Raw genomic sequence first — 19,387 nt, 5'->3', positions numbered from 1 at the left:
CCTGTGGGGGCTTGCTCCCACATTTTTTGATTGTGTTCAGGCAGCGGTTTTCGTGGCCTTGGCAACCTCCAGCCAATGCCACGAACCCACCCCTCTAACCTTGAAATGCGGTCATTGTGGGAGGGGGCTTGCTCCCGATGGGCATTCAGCCGGAGCGTCTCAATGTTTCGCTGGGCAGTTCCTTGAACAGCGCGCGGTAGCTATGGGAGAACCGCCCCAAATGCCAGAACGACCAATTCATCGCCACCTCGGCCACGGTGGTCTGGGCTGAGCTCAACAACTCGCGCCGTGCGCCGTTCAACCGGCGCAGGCGCAACCACTGCGCCGGGCTCATCCCGGTGTAGGTCTTGAAGCCCTGCTGCAACTGGCGCAGCGGCACGCCCGCGATCTGCGCCAGTTCCAGCACATTGATGCTTTCATCCGGTGCATCCGCCGCCCATTCGCCAATGCGCACCATCAGCCGGCGCTCTTCGCTGCGGCGCTGCAACGAACTGCGGTCCAGGCCCACGCAGGCGTTATCCAGAATGAACAGGCAATCGTCGAGCAACTGCTGGGTCAGGGCATCGCGGCCGATCGGGTCGTGGGTGCTCGCCAGGCGGGTGAGGGTACCGCTGAGCCAGCGGGTGAACAGCACGTTCTGCTGACCGGTCAGCGGCGCCATGAACAGGCCTTCGAGTTTCGCCAGGTCCAGGCCATGGCGCTGTACGAACTGCGGCCCGAACACCACCGCCACTTCGCGGTAGTTTTCCGGGGTGATCCAGGTGTTGCGGCTTTCGCCATTGAGCAGATACAGCGCGTTGTCGCTGCCGTCGAAACAGAACGCCAGGGCGCCCGGCGGTGCGTTGAAGTGCTGCTCCACGCGGGTGTTCATAGACTCTTCGTAGACGTGCACGCCTTGCAGATCGAGGTAACGGATCTGCCCAAAAAAGTGCCCTGGAGACATCTGCTGGTAGTGCTGCACCCAGCCGGGTGTCGCGCTGCATTGAGCGGCCACGTCACCGGTGGTGAAGGCCTGTACGCGCAAAGCGGTTGCCTGTGTCATGGATGATCCGTGCGCACTCTATTGGTGCGCTGTGGTTCGTGCAAAGTGGATAGATGGCCCGTGAAGGCTGGCCCAAGATAGACCTCAATGCGCCGGCAGTACAAGCCGGTGCCGCATCCCATCCATGACGAGGTCCCTATGAATGCCCCCTTCGATCAGCTGTCGGCCTGGCTGAAAGAACACAAGATCACTGAAGTCGAATGCGTGATCAGCGACTTGACTGGCATCGCACGCGGCAAGATTGCGCCCACCAACAAGTTCCTGCATGAGCGAGGCATGCGCCTGCCGGAAAGTGTGTTGCTGCAAACGGTGACCGGGGACTTTGTCGACGACGAGATCTACTACGACCTGCTCGACCCGGCCGATATCGACATGGTCTGCCGCCCCGTCGCGAACGCCACCTACGTGGTGCCCTGGGCCATCGAACCCACCGCGATCGTGATCCACGACACCTTCGACAAACAGGGCAACCCCATCGAACTGTCGCCGCGCAACGTGCTGAAAAAGGTCCTGCAGCTCTACACCGAGCAGGGCTGGCAGCCGATCGTCGCGCCGGAAATGGAGTTCTACCTGACCCAACGCTGCGAAGACCCGGACCTGCCGCTGAAAACCCCGATTGGCCGTTCCGGTCGTGCCGAAACCGGGCGCCAGTCGTTCTCCATCGATGCGGCCAACGAGTTCGATCCGCTGTTTGAAGATGTCTACGACTGGTGCGAAGCCCAGGGCCTGGACCTCGATACGCTGATCCACGAAGACGGCCCGGCGCAGATGGAAATCAACTTCCGCCACGGTGACGCTCTCGACCTGGCCGATCAGATCACCGTGTTCAAACGCACCCTGCGCGAAGCCGCGCTCAAGCACAACGTGGCCGCGACGTTCATGGCCAAGCCGGTGGCCGACGAACCGGGCAGCGCCATGCACCTGCACCAGAGCGTGGTGGACATCGCCACCGGCCAACCGGTGTTCGTCGACGCCGACGGCAACATGAGCCAGCTGTTCTTGCATCACATCGGCGGCCTGCAAAAGTACATCCCCAAGCTGCTGCCGATGTTCGCGCCGAACGTGAACTCGTTCCGCCGCTTTCTGCCGGACACCTCGGCGCCGGTCAACGTGGAGTGGGGTGAAGAAAACCGCACCGTCGGCCTGCGCGTGCCCACCTCCAGCCCCGACGCCATGCGCGTGGAAAACCGCCTGCCGGGCGCGGATGCCAACCCGTACCTGGCGATTGCGGCAAGCCTGCTGTGCGGCTACCTGGGCATGATCGAACGCATCGAACCGAGCGCCCCGGTCGAAGGCCGCGCCTATGAGCGGCGCAACCTGCGCCTGCCGTTCACCCTCGAAGACGCCCTGGCGCGGATGGAGGACTGCGACACGGTCAAGCATTACCTGGGCGACAAGTTCGTACGCGGCTACGTCGCGGTCAAGCGCGCCGAGCATGAAAATTTCAAACGGGTGATCAGTTCCTGGGAGCGGGAGTTCCTGCTGCTGAGCGTCTAAAACAAGCAAAGGGGTGTCGATATGCGTCTTGTGAAAAAGCTTCTCCCGCTGGCCCTCGTGGCCGCGTTCAGCAGTGCCAGCCAGGCGGCGCCGACGGTGAGCGTCTACAACTGGACCGATTACATCGGCGAGACCACCCTGGCCGATTTCCAGGCCAAGACCGGGATCAAGGTGATCTACGACGTGTTCGACTCCAACGAAACCCTGGAGGGCAAGTTGCTGGCGGGGCGCACCGGGTATGACGTGGTGGTGCCGTCCAATCACTTCCTGGCGCGCCAGGTAAAGGCCGGCGCGTTCCTCAAGCTCGACCGCGCGCAGTTGCCCAACTTCAAGAACCTCGACCCCAAGCTGCTCAAGCTGCTGGAGAAAAACGATCCGGGCAACGCGCACTCGGTGCCGTACCTGTGGGGTACCAATGGCATCGGCTATAACGTCGACAAGGTCAAGCAGGTGCTGGGCATCGACCATATCGACTCGTGGGCGGTGCTGTTCGAGCCGCAGAACATCAAGAAGCTCAACCAGTGCGGCGTGGCCTTCCTCGACTCGGCGGACGAACTGTTCCCGGCGATCCTCAACTACATGGGCAAGGACCCGCGTAGCGAGAATCCCAAGGATTACGAAGAGGCCGAAGCCAAGCTGCTGACGCTGCGCCCGTACATCACGTACTTCCACTCATCCAAGTACATCTCGGACCTGGCCAACGGCGATATCTGCGTGGCCTTCGGGTATTCCGGCGACGTGTTCCAGGCCGCCAACCGCGCCAAGGAAGCCAAGAACGGGGTGAATATCGCCTACTCGATTCCCAAGGAAGGCTCCAACCTGTGGTTCGACCTGCTGGCGATCCCCGCCGACGCCGGTAACCCGAAAGAGGCCCATGCGTTCATCAACTACCTGCTCGACCCCGAAGTGATCGCCAAGGTCAGCGCCTCGGTGGGTTACGCCAACGCCAACCCGGCGGCCAAGGCCTTCATGGCCCCGGAACTGGTGAACAACCCTGAGGTGTACCCGCCCCAGTCCGTGCTCGACAAACTCTACATCTCCACCACGCCGACCCCGACGACCATGCGCCTGATGACCCGCGCGTGGAGCAAAGTGAAGACCAACAAATGATTCGCGCCAGCGACCACGCCCAGTCCTATTACCTGGCCTCGGCCCATGCCATGCCCGAGCGTCCGTCGCTGGATGCCGACCTGAGCGCCGATGTATGTGTGATCGGCGGCGGTTTCACCGGGGTCAACACCGCCATCGAACTGGCCCAGCGCGGTCTGTCGGTGATTCTGCTGGAAGCCCGGCGCATCGGCTGGGGAGCCAGCGGGCGCAACGGCGGGCAGTTGATTCGCGGCATCGGCCATGACGTCTCGGGGTTCGCCAAGTACGTGGGCGAGGAGGGCGTGCGCGAGCTGGAGCGGGCCGGAATCGACTCGGTGACGTTGGTGGGCGAGCGCATTCGCAAGCACGGCATCGACTGCGATCTGCGCTGGGGCTTCTGCGAGTTGGCCAACACCCCGGCGCAGTTCGCGGCGTTCAAGGACGAACAGACGCGTTTGGCCCGCATGGGGTATCCCCACGAGACGCGTCTGGTGGGCCCGCAGGACATCCGCGAGGTGGTGGATTCGACGCAGTACGCCGGCGGCCTGGTGGACATGGGCTCCGGGCACCTGCACCCGCTGAACCTGGTGCTGGGCGAGGCGCGGTTGGCCGAGTCCCTGGGGGTGCGGATCTTCGAGCACACCGAGGTGCTGGAACTGATCCACGGCGACAGCGTGCGCGTGCGTTGCGCAGGTGGCAGCGTGCGCGCCGCCAGCCTGGTGCTGGCGTGCAATGCGTACCTTGATGAACTGGAACCGCGCCTGAGCGGCAAGGTACTGCCGGCGGGCAGTTACATCATCGCCACTGAGCCGCTGTCGGCTGAAATGGTCCACCAATTGATCCCGCAGAACCTGGCGCTGTGCGACCAGAAAGTCGGCCTGGATTACTACCGGCTCTCTGCCGACCGCCGCCTGCTGTTCGGCGGCGCCTGTCATTACTCGGGGCGCGATCCCGCGGACATCGCCGCGTACATGCGCCCGAAAATGCTCAAGGTGTTCCCGCAACTGGCCGACACCGCTATTGCGTTCCAGTGGGGCGGCAAGATCGGTATCACTGCCAACCGTTTTCCGCAGGTCGGGCGCTTGCAGCAGTACCCGAATGTGTTCTACGCCCAGGGCTATTCCGGGCATGGCTTGAATGTGACCCACTGGTGCGCGCGCTTGCTGGCCGAGGCCATACACGCTGGGCACAGCCACGGCCTGGACCTGTTCAGCCAGGTGCCGCACATGACCTTTCCCGGTGGCAAGGCGCTGCGTTCGCCGCTGCTGGCGCTGGGGATGTTGTGGTATCGGTGGCGGGAATGGATGCATTGAAACGTCGGGCGTGGCAGTCTGGACGACGTTTTCCTACGACTTGTGGAGATTGACTGTGCCAAAAGCATCAGCAGTGATTGAAATCCCGGTATCGGCCGATCAGGTCTGGCAATTGGTCGGTGGCTTCAACAGCCTGCCAGACTGGCTGCCGCTGATCGCCAAGAGCGAGCCCCTCGACGGCGGCCGCGTGCGCCACCTGCAAACCGCCGACGGCAGTGTGGTGGTGGAGCGTATGCAGACCTTCGACAACGTCGGTCGCACGTACAGCTACACCATCGAAGAATCGCCGTTTCCGGTCACGGCTTACCTGGCGACCCTGCAGGTCGAGGCGCTGACGGAGTCGTCGGCGAAGGTGACTTGGTCCGGCGTATTCACCCCGGCACCGGGCACCACGGACGAAGCCGCAGAGGCACTGTTTACCGGCGTCTACAGCGGCGGGCTGGAAGCACTGCGCGCCAACTTCCCCGCCTGATCCGACAGGCAACCGAGGCCCAGTGTGGGAGGGGGCTTGCTCCCGATGGCGGTGGAGCAGTCGAGATTGTTGGTGACTGACACTGCGCTATCGGGAGCAAGCCCCCTCCCACATTTGCCCTACATAGGTCTCAGGTGTCGGGCATCAATTGCTGGCGGCACTCCAGGATCAGGCGTGCGCCGCCTTTTGCGCTGCTGCCCACTTCCAGCTTGAATCCGTGCAAGTTGATGATCGCCGCCACAATCGACAGGCCCAAGCCGAAGCCGCCGCGCTGGTCGCCTTCGTCCACGCGGTAGAAGCGCTGGAACACTGCGTCGCGTTCCGCGGCCGGTATGCCCGGGCCGGAGTCGTGCACTTCGATGCGTGTGCTGCCGCCATCGTTGAGCCCGCGCAGGATCACTTCGCCGCCCGGTGGCGAGAACTTGATCGAGTTGCTCAGCAGGTTGGCCAGGGCTTCGAACAGCAGTGCGCGGTCGCCGGTGATCCACGGCAGGGAGTCCGGGGTTTCCAGGCGTAGTTGCAATTCACCTTCTTCCGCCAGGGGCAGGTAGAAATCGTGCAATTCGCGTAACAGCGGCAACGGGTCCATGACCAGGAAACCCGAGCGGCGTTGGTGGTCTTCCAGCTCGGAGATGCGCAACAGCCCGCGAAAGCGCGCCATCAGGGTGTCGGTCTCGGCAATCGCATCGTCGAGTTTTACCGCGTAGTCCGACTCCTGCTCAGCCTCTTGCTTGATGCGGTAAAGCTGCGCACGCAAACGCGTGAGTGGGGTGCGCAGGTCGTGGGCGATGTTGTCGCACACGCCCTTGACTTCGTTCATCAGCTTCTCGATGCGGTCGAGCATGGCATTGACGATGGCCGCGAGCATGTCCAGTTCGTCACGCCGGTTCGACAGTGGCAAGCGGTGGGTCAGGTCGCCGGCGACGATGGCTTCGGCGCTGGCCTGGATCCCGCGAATCCGCCGCAGCGGGCGGCGGCGCAACAAGTGCCAGCCGGCGGCGCCGGGGATGATCGTCAGGGACAGCGCCCACAGCAACGCATGCCAGATGATCCGCGTAACGCCGAACAGCGAACCGTTGGCGCGCACCAGCACCAGCCAGCGCCCGTCGTCGGTGTGGGTGGCCACGGCGTCGCAGCTGTCCTTGGGCAGTTTGGGGTCGTCGGAATCGACGCAGTTGGACAGGGTGTGGATCTTGCCATCCAGGGGCAGGTCCTGTGGGATCGCGCGGATCGGCCCGCTCAGGGGGTTGAATCGTCCATCGAACAGTCCGTAGGCGTCCACGCCCTTCATGTCGAAGGTCATGCTGGTGGTCAGGGCTTCCACCAGTTCTTCGCCGTCGAAACGCTGGAACAAGTGCTGGCGCTGCATCAGGGAGTGGCGCGACAGGTCGCTCAGATAATCCGACACCTCGTAGTACAGCACCCCCATGAGGATGCAGCTCCAGGCCACGAACAACGAACTGTACAGCGCCAGCAGACGACTGCTGGAAGAACGCCAGCCCTTAGAGGGGTTCAGCAATGACATACCCGGAACCTCGTACCGTGCGGATCAGCGGCGTGAGGCCCGGGGGATCGATTTTCTTGCGCAGGCGACCGATGTGTACGTCGATCAGGTTGGTGCCGGGGTCGAAGTGGTAACCCCAGACTTCCTCGAAGATCATCATCCGCGACAGGATCTGCCCGGTGTTGCGCATCAGGAATTCCAGCAGTTTGTATTCGGTGGGCAACAGGCTCAGCGGCTGGTCGGCGCGGCTGGCTTCGCGGCTGATCAGGTTCAACTCAAGGTCGGCCACGCGCAGGGCCGTCTCGAATTCCTTGACCGTGCTTTTGCGCCGCAGCAGCACTTCGACGCGGGCGGCCATTTCATCGGAGGCGAATGGCTTAGTCAGGTAATCGTCGCCGCCGGCGCGCAGGCCGCGCACGCGTTCGTCCACATCGGAGAGGGCGCTGATCATCAGGATCGGCGTCGACACGCCAATGGTGCGCAAGGTGGTGACGATGGCCAGGCCATCGAGTTCCGGCAGCATGCGGTCGAGGGTGATCAGGTCGTAATCACCACTTACCGCGCGGACCAGGCCTTCGCGGCCGTTGTCCACCCAATCTACATCCAGTCCATGGCTACTCAGCTCGGCGACGATCTCGCGGGCCGTTACGGCGTCATCCTCGATGGTCAAAATGCGGGTCATAGGGTTACCTGGTGAGCGATTCACACTGGAAGACCGCTATCGCCGGCAAGCCGGCTCCTACGGAATTGGGGGCATTTTGCCAAGAAATGGCTGAACGCTTCCTAAATAAAACGTCATGTTGGCAAAACTGACACAACTTTCATGTGCGTCTGCCCTGGGAATGCATAACGCACGCCTGCAGCGATCATTTCTTGCAAGTTGCAAGGCTTCAGTAAGTTCAATTTACTTAACTTGTTGAAATATAAAGATTTTGATTTTTGTCGCGCCTGGCACGCCGGCTGCACTGTCCCTTTTGAGACTTGTAACACTATTTTTCCTGCCGGGAGCACAACAACAATGATCACATCGTCATCCACGCTGCAAGAATCGAGCGCGCGCTCCGGGGTTTCCTGGGGCGCGATCTTTGCCGGGGCCGCCGCCGCAGCGGCACTCTCGCTGATTCTGGTGCTACTGGGCTTCGGCCTGGGCTTTTCGGCGGTGTCGCCGTGGGCCGACAGTGGCATCAGCGCCAAAGGGCTTGGCATTTCCACCATTATCTGGCTGGCGTTCACCCAGATCGTCGCATCGGGGTTGGGCGGCTACATCGCCGGCCGATTGCGGGTGAAGTGGGCCAACCTGCACGGCGATGAAGTGTACTTTCGCGACACCGCCCATGGCTTCCTGGCCTGGGCCGTGGCAACGCTGGTGACGGCGACCCTGGTGGTCGGCTCGGTCAGCAGTGTGGTCGGCGGTGGGGTGCAAGCCGGTGCCCGCGTGGCCTCCGGTGCCGCCAGCGGGATCAGCCAGGCGGCGGGCACCATGGCCAAGGGCGCCCACGGCGAGGACTTCGGTTACTACGTCGACAGCCTGTTCCGCGACGACCGCCCGGCGGCGGTCAGCGATGATGCGGTGCACGGTGTCGTCGCGCGTATCTTCGCCCGTACCTTGAGCAACGACGGCCAACTCGCCGGCGAAGACCGTGCGTACCTCGCGCAGTTGATCAGCCAGCGCACCAACCTCAGCCAGTCCGAGGCCGAGGCGCGTATCGACAAGGTCTACGGCGACGCCCGTAAAGCCATCGAAGACGCCAAGCTCAAAGCCAAGCAAGCCGCCGAGACCGCCGCCAAAGTCGCCGCCTGGACTTCGCTGTGGACATTCGTGGCGCTGCTGATCGGTGCCTTCTTCGCCAGCCTCGCAGCCACCTTCGGCGGTCGTCGTCGGGATGCGGTGGTGTATGTCGAAACCGACGCCTACGTTCGTTAATTCAAGGAGAACATCATGCGCTCATTACTACTGTGGTTCCTCGGTGTGCCGATCCCGGTCATCATCCTGATCGCGATCTTCATGCACTGATTCCGGGCTCCGCTCGGTCCGATATGGGAGGGGGCAAGCCCCTCCCATTTTTTGCTTTTTGGGGCCGGTCAGTCTTCGAAGCCGACCTGCTCGTGGATCTCATCCACCTTCAACTCCAACCGATACGCCACCGCAATGAACAACGCCTGGCACAAGCACAAGGTGGCGCTCAGCGAGCGGAAGGCAAACGAAGAACCTTCATTGACCAGCAACACCGCGTTGGCCCGCTTGGCCAGGGGCGACAGGTTGCTGTCGGTGATGATCAGGGTCTTGGCCTGGTGATGCTGGGCGATGCGCAGGCAGTGCTGGGTTTCTTTGCCGTAGGGCGTGAAGCTGATGGCGATCACCAGGTCATTGGCGCGCACGCTGCGCATCTGCTCGCGGTAGCTGCCGCCCAGGCCGGAGATCAGGTGGATGCGCTTGTTGGTGTGCTGCAGGTTGTAGACCAGGTAATCGGCCACCGCAAAGGAACGGCGCACGCCGACCACGTAGATGTTGTCGGCGTTGACCACCAGGTCCACGGCTTTCTCGAAAGCTGCGTCATCGAGCTCCAGCCCCAGGCGCTCGATCCCCGACAGCGTGGCATTCACGCACTCGCGCGCCAGGTCGCCGCCGCTGGCTTTCTGCGACTTGTTGGCGATCATGCTGCGGATGCGCTGCTGGTAGTTCTGCACCGGCGTGGTCTTGTGGGTGTAGGCCTCGCGGAACAACGCCTGCATCTCACTGAAGCCGCTGAAGCCGAAACGCTGGGAAAACCGCACGATGGCCGACGGGTGCACTTCGCATTCGCGAGCGATGTCGCTGATGCGATCGACCATGATCCGGTCGCTCTGCTGGCTCATGTAGCTGGCGATGCGCTTGAGTTGGCGCGGCAGGCTTTCGTATTCGTCGGTGATCAGCTGCAGCAGGCGTTCGGCATTGATCGGAGGGCTGGGGACAGTGTCTTCCAGGTGGGTCTCGGGATCGGTGCGGGACATGGGCAATCCTTTTGGCGTGTTCTTCTGGTGCGCTGGTGAATGGCGCAAGTCTACAGGGTAGGCGTAAAAAAATACCCCGGCATCACGGCCGCCGTGGCCTGCTGAAACGATCCATGGCGGCTGGCAGGCGTCTATGTTGGCGTATTGGAAAAAATATTCCACTGAAAATAATTATGGAATAAATATTGATTGAGGCCGCCGGACGTTCTAGTCTGCTCCCACCAAGAGCGTTTGCCGTCGCCACGGCGGCACAACGCAGGCTGATAAAAATAACAGGAGCCAGCATGGGCCAGACTCGTTTTGCCAGTGGGCGTCAATTGGATCTGATTTGCCTCGGGCGCCTGGGCGTCGACCTTTATGCGCAGCAAGTGGGGGCGCGGCTTGAGGACGTGTCCAGCTTTGCCAAATACCTCGGCGGTTCTTCCGCCAATATCGCCTTCGGCACGGCGCGGCTGGGCCTCAAGTCGGCGATGCTGAGCCGGGTAGGGGACGACCACATGGGGCGCTTCCTGGTCGAATCCCTGGCCCGCGAAGGCTGCGATGTCAGCGGCATCCAGGTCGACCCGGAACGCCTCACCGCCCTGGTACTGCTGGGCCTCAAGGACCGCGAAACCTTTCCCCTGGTGTTCTACCGCGAAAACTGTGCCGACATGGCCCTGCGCGCCGAAGACGTCAGCGAAGCCTATATCGCCTCCAGCAAGGCGCTGTTGATCACCGGCACGCATTTCTCCACCGATGGCGTGTACAAGGCCAGCGTCCAGGCGCTGGACTACGCCGCCAGGCACAACGTCAAGCGCGTGCTGGACATCGACTATCGCCCGGTGCTGTGGGGCCTGGCGGGCAAGGCCGACGGCGAGACGCGGTTTGTCGCCGACCGGAATGTCAGCCAGCACGTGCAGAACATCCTGCCGCGCTTCGACCTAATCGTCGGCACCGAAGAAGAGTTTTTGATCGCTGGCGGCAGCGAGGATTTGCTCAGCGCATTGCGCACCGTGCGCGAGCTGACCCCGGCGACCCTGGTGGTCAAGCTCGGCCCGCAAGGCTGCACGGTGATCCACGGCGCGATCCCTGCGCGCCTGGAAGATGGGGCGATCTACCCCGGCGTGCGGGTTGAAGTGCTGAATGTGCTGGGCGCGGGCGATGCTTTTATGTCCGGCTTCCTCAGCGGTTGGCTGAACGACGCCAGCGATGAGCGTTGCAGCCAGTTAGCCAACGCCTGCGGCGGTCTGGTGGTGTCGCGCCACGCCTGTGCACCGGCGATGCCGACTCCCGCCGAGCTGGAATACCTGTTCAACAGCCCGGTGCCGATCACGCGCCCGGATCAGGACGTGACCCTGCAACGCCTGCACCGCGTCAGCGTGCCGCGCAAGGCCTGGAAGCAACTGTTCGTGTTCGCCTTCGACCACCGCTGGCAACTGGTGGACCTGGCGCAACGCGGCGGCCAGGACCCGAGCCGCATCAGCGCGATCAAGCAGCTGTTTATCCAGGCCATCGAACGCGTCGAGAAAAAGCTCGCTGAGCAAGGCATCGAAGCCGATGTGGGCCTGTTGGCCGACCAGCGCTTCGGCCAGGACGCGCTCAACGCCGCCAGCGGACGTGGCTGGTGGATTGGCCGCCCGGTGGAAGTGCAGAACTCGCGGCCCCTGGTGTTCGAGCATGGTCGTTCGATCGGCAGCAACCTGATCGCCTGGCCCCAGGAACAGATCATCAAGTGCCTGGTGCAATTCCACCCCGACGACGAACCCATGCTGCGCCTGGAACAGGAAGCGCAACTCAAGGCGGTGTACGAGGCCTCGCTGGTCAGCGGCCATGAGCTGCTGCTGGAAGTCATCCCGCCCAAGGATCACCCGTCGACCTACCCGGATGTGCTCTACCGCAGCCTCAAGCGCCTGTACAACCTGGGTATTTACCCGGCGTGGTGGAAGATCGAAGCGCAGTCGGCCCAGGCGTGGAAACAGCTCGACGAGCTGATCCATGAGCGCGACCCGTACTGCCGTGGCGTGGTGCTGCTGGGCCTGAATGCCTCGGCCGAATGCCTGGCTGAAGGCTTCCGGCAAGCGCGCCAGAGCAGCACCTGCCGAGGGTTCGCGGTGGGCCGCACGATCTTCCAGGAACCGAGCCGCGCGTGGATGGCGGGGGAGATTGATGACGAGCGGTTGATTCAACGGGTCCAGGCCACCTTCGAACAGCTCATCGATGCCTGGTGCACTGCCCGGACCTGATCGCCGTTCTAAATGTGCAATGCAATTCCACGGTGGGAGGAAGCAAGCCCCCTCCCACCTAAAGCAGATCTCAGTGATAGCTGAAAACAATAAATAAAGGTGCAGCCATGCCCGCCATCCGAATTGGCATCAACCCGATCTCCTGGAGCAACGACGACCTGCCGGCGCTGGGCGGTGAAACGCCGCTGAGCACCGCTTTGAGCGAAGGCAAGGACATCGGCTACGAAGGTTTCGAGCTCAACGGCAAGTTCCCCAAGGACGCCAAAGGCGTCGGCGACGTGTTGCGCCCCTATGACCTGGCGCTGGTCTCCGGCTGGTACTCCAGTCGCTTGGCGCGGCGCTCGGTGGCCGAAGAAATCGAAGCCATCGCCGGCCATGTCGAGCTGCTCAAACACAATGGCGCCAACGTGTTGGTGTACGGCGAAGTCGCCGACTCCATCCAGGGCTCGCGCATCCGCTTGATCGAACGCCCGCGTTTCCACAGCGAACACGCCTGGCAGGAATACGCCGACAAACTCACCGAACTGGCGCGCTTCACCCTGTCCCAGGGCGTGCGCCTGGCTTACCACCATCACATGGGCGCGTACGTCGAATCCCCGCAAGACATCGACCAGTTGATGCGCCGCACCGGCCCCGAAGTCGGCCTGCTATTTGATTCGGGCCACTGCTACATGGGGGGCGGCGAACCCCTCGAGGTGCTGCGCCGACACATCGATCGCATCTGCCATGTGCACTTCAAGGACGTGCGCAAACCGGTGGTGCAACTGGCGCGCAACCAGATGTGGAGTTTCCCCGACTGCATCGTCAACGGCACCTTCACCGTGCCCGGCGATGGCGATATCGACTTCGCGCCGCTGCTCGACGAACTGCTGGCTGCCGGCTACGAAGGCTGGCTGGTGGTGGAAGCCGAGCAGGACCCGGCCGTGGCGCCCAGCTATGTCTATGCGAAAAAGGGCTACGACACCTTGCGCGCGCTGCTCAACGAGAGGACTTAAGTGATGAGCTTGCTGGTCAAAAGCAACCAACGCGGACGCACCATGGTCGCCCTGGAAGACGGGCGCCTGGAGTATGTGGGCTTTGCCGCTTACCGCCTGAGCCTGGGTGAAGCCCTGCCGGTCAGTGCCGGTGATCGGGAGCTGTGCCTGGTGCTGCTCAGCGGCCGGGTGACTATCCAGGGCGACGGCTTCGACTGGCAGAACCTCGGTGATCGTCAATCGGTGTTCGAGGACAAATCCCCGTTCGCCGCCTACCTGCCACCGGGCACCGACGCCCAGGTCACGGCCTTGAGCGATGTGCAGATCGCCGTCTGCGCCGCCCCCGGCGCGCCCGGTTACGCCCCGCGCCTGATCCGCCCCGAAGCCTGCAAGCGCAGCGTGCGCGGCAAGGGCGCCAACACTCGCTACGTGTGCGACATCCTGCCCGACAGCGAGCCGGCCCATTCGCTGCTGGTGGTGGAAGTGCGCACGCCGTCCGGGCATTCGTCCAGCTACCCGCCACACAAGCACGACACCGACGACCTGCCGCACCAGAGCTTTCTCGAAGAAACCTATTACCACCAGGTCAACCCGCCCCAGGGCTTCGTGTTCCAGCGGGTCTACACCGATGACCGCAGCATCGACCAGGCCATGGCCGTGGAAAACAGCGATCTGGTAGTGGTGCCCAAGGGCTATCACCCGGTCAGCGTGCCGTATGGCTACGAGTCCTATTACCTGAACGTGATGGCCGGCCCCAAGCGTGCCTGGCATTTCCATAACGACCCGCAGCACAGCTGGCTGCTGGACCTCTGAGGCGCGCGACATGAGCACAACCCGATTGACCATGGCCCAGGCCCTGGTGAAGTTTTTGGATAACCAATACATCGAAGTCGACGGCGTGCAGAGCAAGTTCGTTGCCGGAGTGTTCACGATTTTCGGCCACGGCAATGTGCTCGGTCTGGGCCAGGCCCTGGAGCAGGACAGCGGCGACCTGGTGGTGCATCAGGGCCGCAACGAGCAGGGCATGGCCCACGCCGCCATCGGTTTTGCCAAGCAGCACCTGCGTCGCAAGATCTATGCGTGCACCGCGTCCGTTGGCCCCGGTGCGGCGAACATGCTGACCGCCGCCGCGACGGCCACCGCCAATCGCATCCCGCTGCTGCTGTTGCCCGGCGATGTGTATGCCAGCCGCCAGCCTGACCCGGTGCTGCAACAGATCGAACAGTTCCACGACCTGAGCATCAGCACCAACGATGCGTTCCGTTCGGTGAGCAAATACTGGGACCGCATCAACCGTCCCGAACAACTGATGAGCGCCGCGATCCACGCCATGCGCGTGCTCACCGACCCCGCCGAAACCGGCGCGGTGACCCTGGCGCTGCCCCAGGACGTGCAGGCCGAAGCCTGGGACTACCCGGATTATTTCCTGCAAAAACGCGTGCACCGTATCGAGCGGCGTGCACCCACCACGGCGATGATCGGCGATGCGCTGGCGGCCTTCAGGGGCAAGCGCAAACCGTTGATCATCTGTGGCGGCGGGGTGAAATACTCCGGCGCGAATGCGGCGCTGCAAGCCTTTGCCGAACGCTATGGGATTCCCTTCGCCGAAACCCAGGCGGGCAAGAGCGCGGTGGTCTCCAGTCACCCACTGAACGTTGGCGGCATTGGCGAGACCGGCTGTCTGGCGGCCAACCTGCTGGCGCCGGAAGCGGACCTGATCATCGGGATCGGCACGCGTTATACCGACTTCACCACCGCGTCCAAATCCCTGTTCAAACACACCGACGTGACGTTCCTCAACCTCAATATCAGCCCCTGCGATGCAGTGAAACTCGACGGCGTGCAAGTGCTGGGCGATGCCAGAGTCGCCCTCGAAGCGCTGGCCGATGCCCTCGGCGATTACCGCAGCGGCTGGGGCGAGCAGGTGCGTGAGGCCAAGGCGCAGTTGCAGGCAGAGGTGGATCGTGTGCATCAGGTTGAGTATCAGGGCGAAGGGTTCGTGCCCGAGGTCGATGACCGCCTGGATCGCGCCGTACTGCGTGAATTCATCGAACTGACCGGCTCCTGCCTGACCCAGAGCCGCGTGCTCGGCGTGCTCAACGACACCCTGGCCGACGACGCCATTATCGTCGCCGCCGCCGGCAGCCTGCCGGGCGACTTGCAGCGGGTATGGCGCAGCAAAGGGGTGAACACCTACCACGTCGAATATGGCTATTCGTGCATGGGCTACGAGATCAACGCCGCCCTTGGCGTGAAGCTGGCCGAGCCGACCAAAGAGGTGTATGCCCTGGTCGGCGACGGCTCCTACCTGATGCTGCATTCGGAGCTGGCCACCTCGATCCAGGAGCGACGCAAGATCAACGTGGTGCTGCTGGACAACATGGCTTTCGGTTGCATCAACAACCTGCAGATCGGCAACGGCATGGACAGCTTCGGCACCGAGTTCCGCTACCGCAACCCCGAGAGCGGCAAGCTCGACGGCGGCCTGGTGCCGGTGGATTTCGCCATGAGCGCGGCGGCCTATGGCTGCAAGACCTACAAGGTCAGCAGCGTGGAACAGCTGCGGGCGGCCCTGGCCGATGCGCGCATGCAAACGGTGTCGACGCTGATCGATATCAAGGTGCTGCCCAAGACCATGGTGCACGGCTACCTGTCGTGGTGGCGCGTGGGTGTGGCCCAGGTGTCCACCAGCGAGCGGACCAACGCGGCAGCGAAAAAACTCAATGAACAGCTGGCCAAGGCCCGGCAGTACTAATAACAAGAGGAGTGAACGTATGTCTTTGAAGCTGGGCGTTATCGGGACGGGGGCCATCGGCCGGGATCATATTCGGCGTTGCAGCCAGACCTTGCTCAACAGCCAGGTGGTGGCGGTGACCGACATCAATCTGGAACAGGCGGCCAAGGTGGTCGCTGAATTGAAGCTGGACGCCGAGGTGTACCCCGACGGCCATGCGCTGATCCAGTCGCCGCAGGTCGAAGCCATTCTCGTGACGTCATGGGGCCCGAGCCACGAGGCGTTCGTGCTCGCCGCCATCGCTGCCGGCAAACCGGTGTTCTGCGAAAAACCCCTGGCGGTCACCGCCGACGGTTGCCGCCACATCGTCGAGGCCGAAGTCGCCCACGGCAAGCGCCTGGTGCAAGTCGGCTTCATGCGCCCTTACGACGAAGGCTATCGCGCCCTCAAGGCGGTGATCGACAGCGGCCAGATCGGCGAGCCGTTGATGCTGCACTGCGCGCACCGCAACCCGAGCGTCGGCGAAAACTACACCACCGGCATGGCGATCACCGACACGCTGATCCACGAGTTGGATGTGCTGCGCTGGTTGCTCGACGACGACTATGTGTCCGTGCAAGTGGTGTTCCCGCGCAAGACCAGTAAGGCCCTGGCCCACCTGCGCGACCCGCAGATCGTGCTGCTGGAAACCGCCAAGGGCACGCGTATCGATGTGGAAGTGTTCGTGAACTGCCAGTACGGCTACGACATCCAGTGCGAAGTCGTGGGGGAGACCGGTATCGCCAAACTGCCCGAGCCGTCCCAGGTGCAACTGCGCAGTGGCGCCAAGCTGTCCAACGCGATTCTGATGGACTGGAAGGACCGCTTTATCGGTGCGTACGACGTAGAGTTGCAAGCGTTCATCGACAGCGTGCTGGCCGGCCAGGTCGGCGGCCCGTCGGCGTGGGACGGGTTTGCGGCGGCGGTGGCGGCGGATGCGTGCATCCAAGCGCAGGGCAGTGGGCAGATCGTCAAGGTCAGCCTGCCCGAACGCCCCCATTTCTACGGCTGACGCGATCAGTGTGGGAGGGGGCTTGCTCCCGATGACGATGGATCAGGGACACATTAGTTGACTGACACACTGCTATCGGGAGCGAGCCCCCCTCCCACATGTGGATTGGGTTTGCACTTCACAGAAGGAGTGAATCATGCGAATTGGACTGGTCGGCTACGGCCACGGAGGGCGCTTCTTTCATGCGCCGCTGATTGCGACGTTGCCCGGCGCGACGTTTGTCGGCGTGGTGACTCGTTCCCCCGAACGTCGCCAACAGCTGGCAAACGACCACCCGAGCCTTAAGGCCTTCGATTCCATCGGCCAGATCGTCGAGGCCGGCGTCGATGCCCTGGTGATTTCCACCACCCTCAAAGGCCGTCCGGCCCTGGTACTGGAAGCCATCGAACACGGCGTCGCGGTGGTCAGCGACAAACCGTTCGCCGCCAACGCGGAACAGGCCCAGGCGCTGATCACCGCCGCCGAGCGCCAGGGCGTGTTGCTCAGCGTCTATCAGAACCGCCGCTGGGACTCGGATTACCTGACCCTGCGCAAACTCATGGATGCCGGTGCTTTGGGCACCGTCACCCGCTTTGAGTCCCGCGTCGAACGCTACAGCCCGCAAGCCGTGGGCAATGCCAGCGGTGGCGGCTGGTTGCGTGACTTGGGCAGCCACCTGGTGGACCAGGCGCTGCAATTGTTCGGCCCGGTGGACCGGGTGTTCGCGCAGTTGCAGTTCAGCCCGCAGTATCCGGCCCTCGACCACGGTTTCTTCGTGTCCCTGACCCACGCCAACGGGGTGATTTCCCACCTGTGGGGCAACGCCCTGCAAAACAGCCAGGCGCCGCGTTTTCGCGTCAGCGGCACGTTGGGTTGCTACACCATCGAAGGGTTGGACGGCCAGGAGGACGCATTGATAGCCGGCAAGTCGCCGAAAACCGAAGGTGAACATTGGGGCGCCGAGGAGCATCGTCGCTGGGGCTGGTTCGAACAGGGGCCGGAGCGCGAGCGCGTGCCATCGGAAAAGGGTTGCTGGACGCAGTTCTATCGCCAGTTGCAACGTGCCGTGCAGGGCCAGGGGCCGCTGCCCGTGGATGCGTATGACGCGCTGGAGACCACGCGGATACTGGACGCCGCACGCCTGAGCGCCGAGCGTCAGCAGGTGGTTTCAACAAAAATAGAATAAAATTCTAAAACATGTTGATATAGAAATTATTTTCCAATAAAGTCTTTTCCAGGTTGCATAAAGTACGTCCCGGACTCGATCTGGACGACTCGACAAAAACAAGATCAAAAACAACCAGGTACCGTCAGATGAAAATCTTCAACGCTGTACTGCGAGTTTTACGCCCTGCCCACACGCCACGCGACCTGCCTCGCGCCCGGCCGTTCTACTTCTCCTTGCTCAACGTGCTGTGCGTCGAAAACAAAGGCGCGTTGGTCTGCTGCATCCCCGGCGCCCCCATCGTAAGGCTGCCCACCTCGCTCTGATAAACGCAACGTCCAGAAAACCAACAATAAAGTGGAGACAGACCGTTCATGAAGACCCCGATCCGTTTTACCGCCCTGGCCTTGTCCCTGTTGCTGGGCAGCGGTGCTGCCCTGGCCGCCGATCTGAAGATCGGCGTGAGCATGTCCCAGTTCGATGACACCTACCTGACCAACGTGCGCGAGTACATGGACAAGCACGCCAAGTCCTATCCCAAGGGCGATGGGGTGCAACTGCAGTTCGAAGACGCGCGCGCCGACGTGGTCAAGCAATTGAGTCAGGTCGAGAATTTCATCAGCCAGAAAGTCGACGCGATCATCGTCAACCCAGTGGACACCGCGTCCACGGCGCGCATCAGCAAGTCGGCGATCGAGGCGGGGATTCCGCTGGTCTACGTCAACCGCCGTCCCGACCAGAAAGACTTGCCCAAGGGCGTGGCCGCTGTGACCTCCGACGACGAAGAAGCCGGCCGCCTGCAAATGCAGTACATCGCCGACAAACTCGGCGGCAAGGGCAAGATCGTGATCCTGCTGGGCGACCTGGCGAACAACTCCACCACCAACCGCACCAAGGGCATCAAGGAAGTCCTCGCCAAATACCCGGGCATCAAGATCGAGCAGGAACAGACCGGCATCTGGCTGCGTGATCGCGGCATGACCCTGGTCAACGACTGGTTGACCCAGGGCCGCGAATTCAACGCGGTGCTGGCCAACAACGATGAGATGGCGATTGGCGCGGCCATGGCGCTCAAGTCCGCCGGGACCAAGCCGGGCAGCGTGTTGATTGCCGGGGTCGACGGCACGCCGGACGGTTTGAATGCGATCTCCAAGGGCGAGATGACCGTGTCGGTGTTCCAGGACGCCAAGGGCCAAGGGGTCGGCTCGTTGGAGGCGGCACGCAAGATGGCCAGGCACGAGACGATCGAACAGAACATCGTCATCCCGTTCAAGCTGATCACCCCGGACAACGTCAAAGACTTCAAGTAGCCCCGACATCACAACAATAAGCCGGCAGGGCGGCATGGGCCGCC

18 protein-coding genes are annotated in these 19,387 nt (G+C 62.8%); 13 read left to right on the top strand and 5 right to left on the bottom strand.

What is annotated here, in order from left to right:
• Positions 1-145: 145 nt before the first annotated feature.
• Positions 146-1,042 (bottom strand): helix-turn-helix domain-containing protein, encoded by an 897-nt coding sequence (locus BLR63_RS09640; protein ID WP_010564818.1) that lies wholly within the window; start codon positions 1,040-1,042, stop codon positions 146-148.
• Between the two features lie 138 nt (positions 1,043-1,180).
• On the opposite strand from BLR63_RS09640, the gene BLR63_RS09635 reads away from it, so the two are divergent.
• From BLR63_RS09635 to BLR63_RS09620, 4 genes are read left to right on the top strand one after another with little or no spacing between them, the layout of a single operon-like run.
• A complete protein-coding gene (locus BLR63_RS09635; RefSeq protein WP_010564817.1) occupies positions 1,181-2,539 on the top strand; it encodes a glutamine synthetase family protein in 1,359 nt (452 codons plus the stop codon).
• A 21-nt stretch (positions 2,540-2,560) separates the two neighbouring features.
• Positions 2,561-3,649 (top strand): polyamine ABC transporter substrate-binding protein, encoded by a 1,089-nt coding sequence (locus BLR63_RS09630; RefSeq protein WP_010564816.1) that lies wholly within the window; start codon positions 2,561-2,563, stop codon positions 3,647-3,649.
• Positions 3,646-4,941, top strand: a complete 1,296-nt coding sequence (locus tag BLR63_RS09625) for an NAD(P)/FAD-dependent oxidoreductase (protein ID WP_010564815.1) — start codon at positions 3,646-3,648, stop codon at positions 4,939-4,941. Before BLR63_RS09630 ends, BLR63_RS09625 begins: the two co-directional genes overlap by 4 nt.
• A gap of 55 nt (positions 4,942-4,996) precedes the next feature.
• The gene (locus tag BLR63_RS09620; RefSeq protein WP_081480360.1) at positions 4,997-5,413 is read left to right on the top strand and encodes an SRPBCC family protein; all 417 of its coding nucleotides are present in this window, start codon (positions 4,997-4,999) and stop codon (positions 5,411-5,413) included.
• Positions 5,414-5,543: 130 nt separating this feature from the next.
• Here BLR63_RS09620 and BLR63_RS09615 read toward each other — a convergent pair whose 3' ends face one another.
• The 3 genes from BLR63_RS09615 to BLR63_RS31125 all read right to left on the bottom strand — a co-directional run bounded on the left by BLR63_RS09615 (position 5,544) and on the right by BLR63_RS31125 (position 7,943).
• Positions 5,544-6,938 (bottom strand): sensor histidine kinase, encoded by a 1,395-nt coding sequence (locus BLR63_RS09615; RefSeq protein ID WP_010564813.1) that lies wholly within the window; start codon positions 6,936-6,938, stop codon positions 5,544-5,546.
• Positions 6,916-7,599: a response regulator transcription factor gene (locus BLR63_RS09610; protein WP_010564812.1), complete on the bottom strand. Its 684-nt coding sequence runs from the start codon at positions 7,597-7,599 to the stop codon at positions 6,916-6,918. Before BLR63_RS09610 ends, BLR63_RS09615 begins: the two co-directional genes overlap by 23 nt.
• Positions 7,600-7,712: 113 nt before the next feature.
• The gene (locus BLR63_RS31125) at positions 7,713-7,943 is read right to left on the bottom strand and encodes a hypothetical protein (protein ID WP_138984506.1); all 231 of its coding nucleotides are present in this window, start codon (positions 7,941-7,943) and stop codon (positions 7,713-7,715) included.
• Between BLR63_RS31125 and BLR63_RS09605 the strand changes: the two genes are divergently transcribed.
• Positions 7,936-8,841 (top strand): hypothetical protein, encoded by a 906-nt coding sequence (locus tag BLR63_RS09605; RefSeq protein ID WP_010564811.1) that lies wholly within the window; start codon positions 7,936-7,938, stop codon positions 8,839-8,841. The two genes, BLR63_RS31125 and BLR63_RS09605, sit on opposite strands and share 8 nt — an antisense overlap.
• Positions 8,842-8,999: 158 nt before the next feature.
• Here the strand turns inward: BLR63_RS09605 and BLR63_RS09600 are convergent, their stop codons facing one another.
• Complete coding sequence (locus BLR63_RS09600; protein ID WP_010564810.1) at positions 9,000-9,908, bottom strand: MurR/RpiR family transcriptional regulator; 909 nt, start codon at positions 9,906-9,908, stop codon at positions 9,000-9,002.
• Between the two features lie 284 nt (positions 9,909-10,192).
• On the opposite strand from BLR63_RS09600, the gene BLR63_RS09595 reads away from it, so the two are divergent.
• From BLR63_RS09595 to BLR63_RS09565, 8 genes are all read left to right on the top strand, one after another.
• Complete coding sequence (locus tag BLR63_RS09595; RefSeq protein ID WP_010564809.1) at positions 10,193-12,130, top strand: bifunctional 5-dehydro-2-deoxygluconokinase/5-dehydro-2-deoxyphosphogluconate aldolase; 1,938 nt, start codon at positions 10,193-10,195, stop codon at positions 12,128-12,130.
• A gap of 107 nt (positions 12,131-12,237) precedes the next feature.
• Complete coding sequence (gene iolE, locus BLR63_RS09590; protein WP_010564808.1) at positions 12,238-13,125, top strand: myo-inosose-2 dehydratase; 888 nt, start codon at positions 12,238-12,240, stop codon at positions 13,123-13,125.
• 3 nt (positions 13,126-13,128) lie between these two features.
• Positions 13,129-13,917 carry a 5-deoxy-glucuronate isomerase gene (gene iolB / locus BLR63_RS09585; RefSeq protein WP_010564807.1) on the top strand — a complete coding sequence of 263 codons (789 nt, stop codon included), beginning with the start codon at positions 13,129-13,131 and terminating at the stop codon, positions 13,915-13,917.
• 10 nt (positions 13,918-13,927) lie between these two features.
• Positions 13,928-15,859 (top strand): 3D-(3,5/4)-trihydroxycyclohexane-1,2-dione acylhydrolase (decyclizing), encoded by a 1,932-nt coding sequence (iolD, locus tag BLR63_RS09580; protein WP_010564806.1) that lies wholly within the window; start codon positions 13,928-13,930, stop codon positions 15,857-15,859.
• A gap of 19 nt (positions 15,860-15,878) precedes the next feature.
• Positions 15,879-16,889 carry a Gfo/Idh/MocA family protein gene (locus tag BLR63_RS09575; RefSeq protein ID WP_010564805.1) on the top strand — a complete coding sequence of 337 codons (1,011 nt, stop codon included), beginning with the start codon at positions 15,879-15,881 and terminating at the stop codon, positions 16,887-16,889.
• A 136-nt stretch (positions 16,890-17,025) separates the two neighbouring features.
• A complete protein-coding gene (locus BLR63_RS09570) occupies positions 17,026-18,054 on the top strand; it encodes a Gfo/Idh/MocA family protein (protein WP_010564804.1) in 1,029 nt (342 codons plus the stop codon).
• A 128-nt stretch (positions 18,055-18,182) separates the two neighbouring features.
• Positions 18,183-18,359, top strand: a complete 177-nt coding sequence (locus tag BLR63_RS31485; RefSeq protein WP_162830763.1) for a hypothetical protein — start codon at positions 18,183-18,185, stop codon at positions 18,357-18,359.
• 48 nt (positions 18,360-18,407) lie between these two features.
• Entirely contained in the window at positions 18,408-19,343 is a 936-nt protein-coding gene (locus BLR63_RS09565) for a sugar ABC transporter substrate-binding protein (protein WP_010564803.1), read from the top strand.
• Positions 19,344-19,387: the final 44 nt, after the last annotated feature.

Source organism: Pseudomonas extremaustralis, from assembly GCF_900102035.1.
GTDB lineage: Bacteria > Pseudomonadota > Gammaproteobacteria > Pseudomonadales > Pseudomonadaceae > Aquipseudomonas > Aquipseudomonas extremaustralis.
This window is presented reverse-complemented; position numbering and strand designations above follow the sequence as displayed.

Coding starts and splice junctions, on each gene's coding strand:
- BLR63_RS09640 (WP_010564818.1), bottom strand. CDS start 1,042: ATGACACAGGCAACCGCTTTGCGCGTACAGGCCTTCACCACCGGTGAC.
- BLR63_RS09635 (WP_010564817.1), top strand. CDS start 1,181: ATGAATGCCCCCTTCGATCAGCTGTCGGCCTGGCTGAAAGAACACAAG.
- BLR63_RS09630 (WP_010564816.1), top strand. CDS start 2,561: ATGCGTCTTGTGAAAAAGCTTCTCCCGCTGGCCCTCGTGGCCGCGTTC.
- BLR63_RS09625 (WP_010564815.1), top strand. CDS start 3,646: ATGATTCGCGCCAGCGACCACGCCCAGTCCTATTACCTGGCCTCGGCC.
- BLR63_RS09615 (WP_010564813.1), bottom strand. CDS start 6,938: ATGTCATTGCTGAACCCCTCTAAGGGCTGGCGTTCTTCCAGCAGTCGT.
- BLR63_RS09610 (WP_010564812.1), bottom strand. CDS start 7,599: ATGACCCGCATTTTGACCATCGAGGATGACGCCGTAACGGCCCGCGAG.
- BLR63_RS09605 (WP_010564811.1), top strand. CDS start 7,936: ATGATCACATCGTCATCCACGCTGCAAGAATCGAGCGCGCGCTCCGGG.
- BLR63_RS09600 (WP_010564810.1), bottom strand. CDS start 9,908: ATGTCCCGCACCGATCCCGAGACCCACCTGGAAGACACTGTCCCCAGC.
- BLR63_RS09595 (WP_010564809.1), top strand. CDS start 10,193: ATGGGCCAGACTCGTTTTGCCAGTGGGCGTCAATTGGATCTGATTTGC.
- iolE (WP_010564808.1), top strand. CDS start 12,238: ATGCCCGCCATCCGAATTGGCATCAACCCGATCTCCTGGAGCAACGAC.
- iolB (WP_010564807.1), top strand. CDS start 13,129: ATGAGCTTGCTGGTCAAAAGCAACCAACGCGGACGCACCATGGTCGCC.
- iolD (WP_010564806.1), top strand. CDS start 13,928: ATGAGCACAACCCGATTGACCATGGCCCAGGCCCTGGTGAAGTTTTTG.
- BLR63_RS09575 (WP_010564805.1), top strand. CDS start 15,879: ATGTCTTTGAAGCTGGGCGTTATCGGGACGGGGGCCATCGGCCGGGAT.
- BLR63_RS09570 (WP_010564804.1), top strand. CDS start 17,026: ATGCGAATTGGACTGGTCGGCTACGGCCACGGAGGGCGCTTCTTTCAT.
- BLR63_RS31485 (WP_162830763.1), top strand. CDS start 18,183: ATGAAAATCTTCAACGCTGTACTGCGAGTTTTACGCCCTGCCCACACG.
- BLR63_RS09565 (WP_010564803.1), top strand. CDS start 18,408: ATGAAGACCCCGATCCGTTTTACCGCCCTGGCCTTGTCCCTGTTGCTG.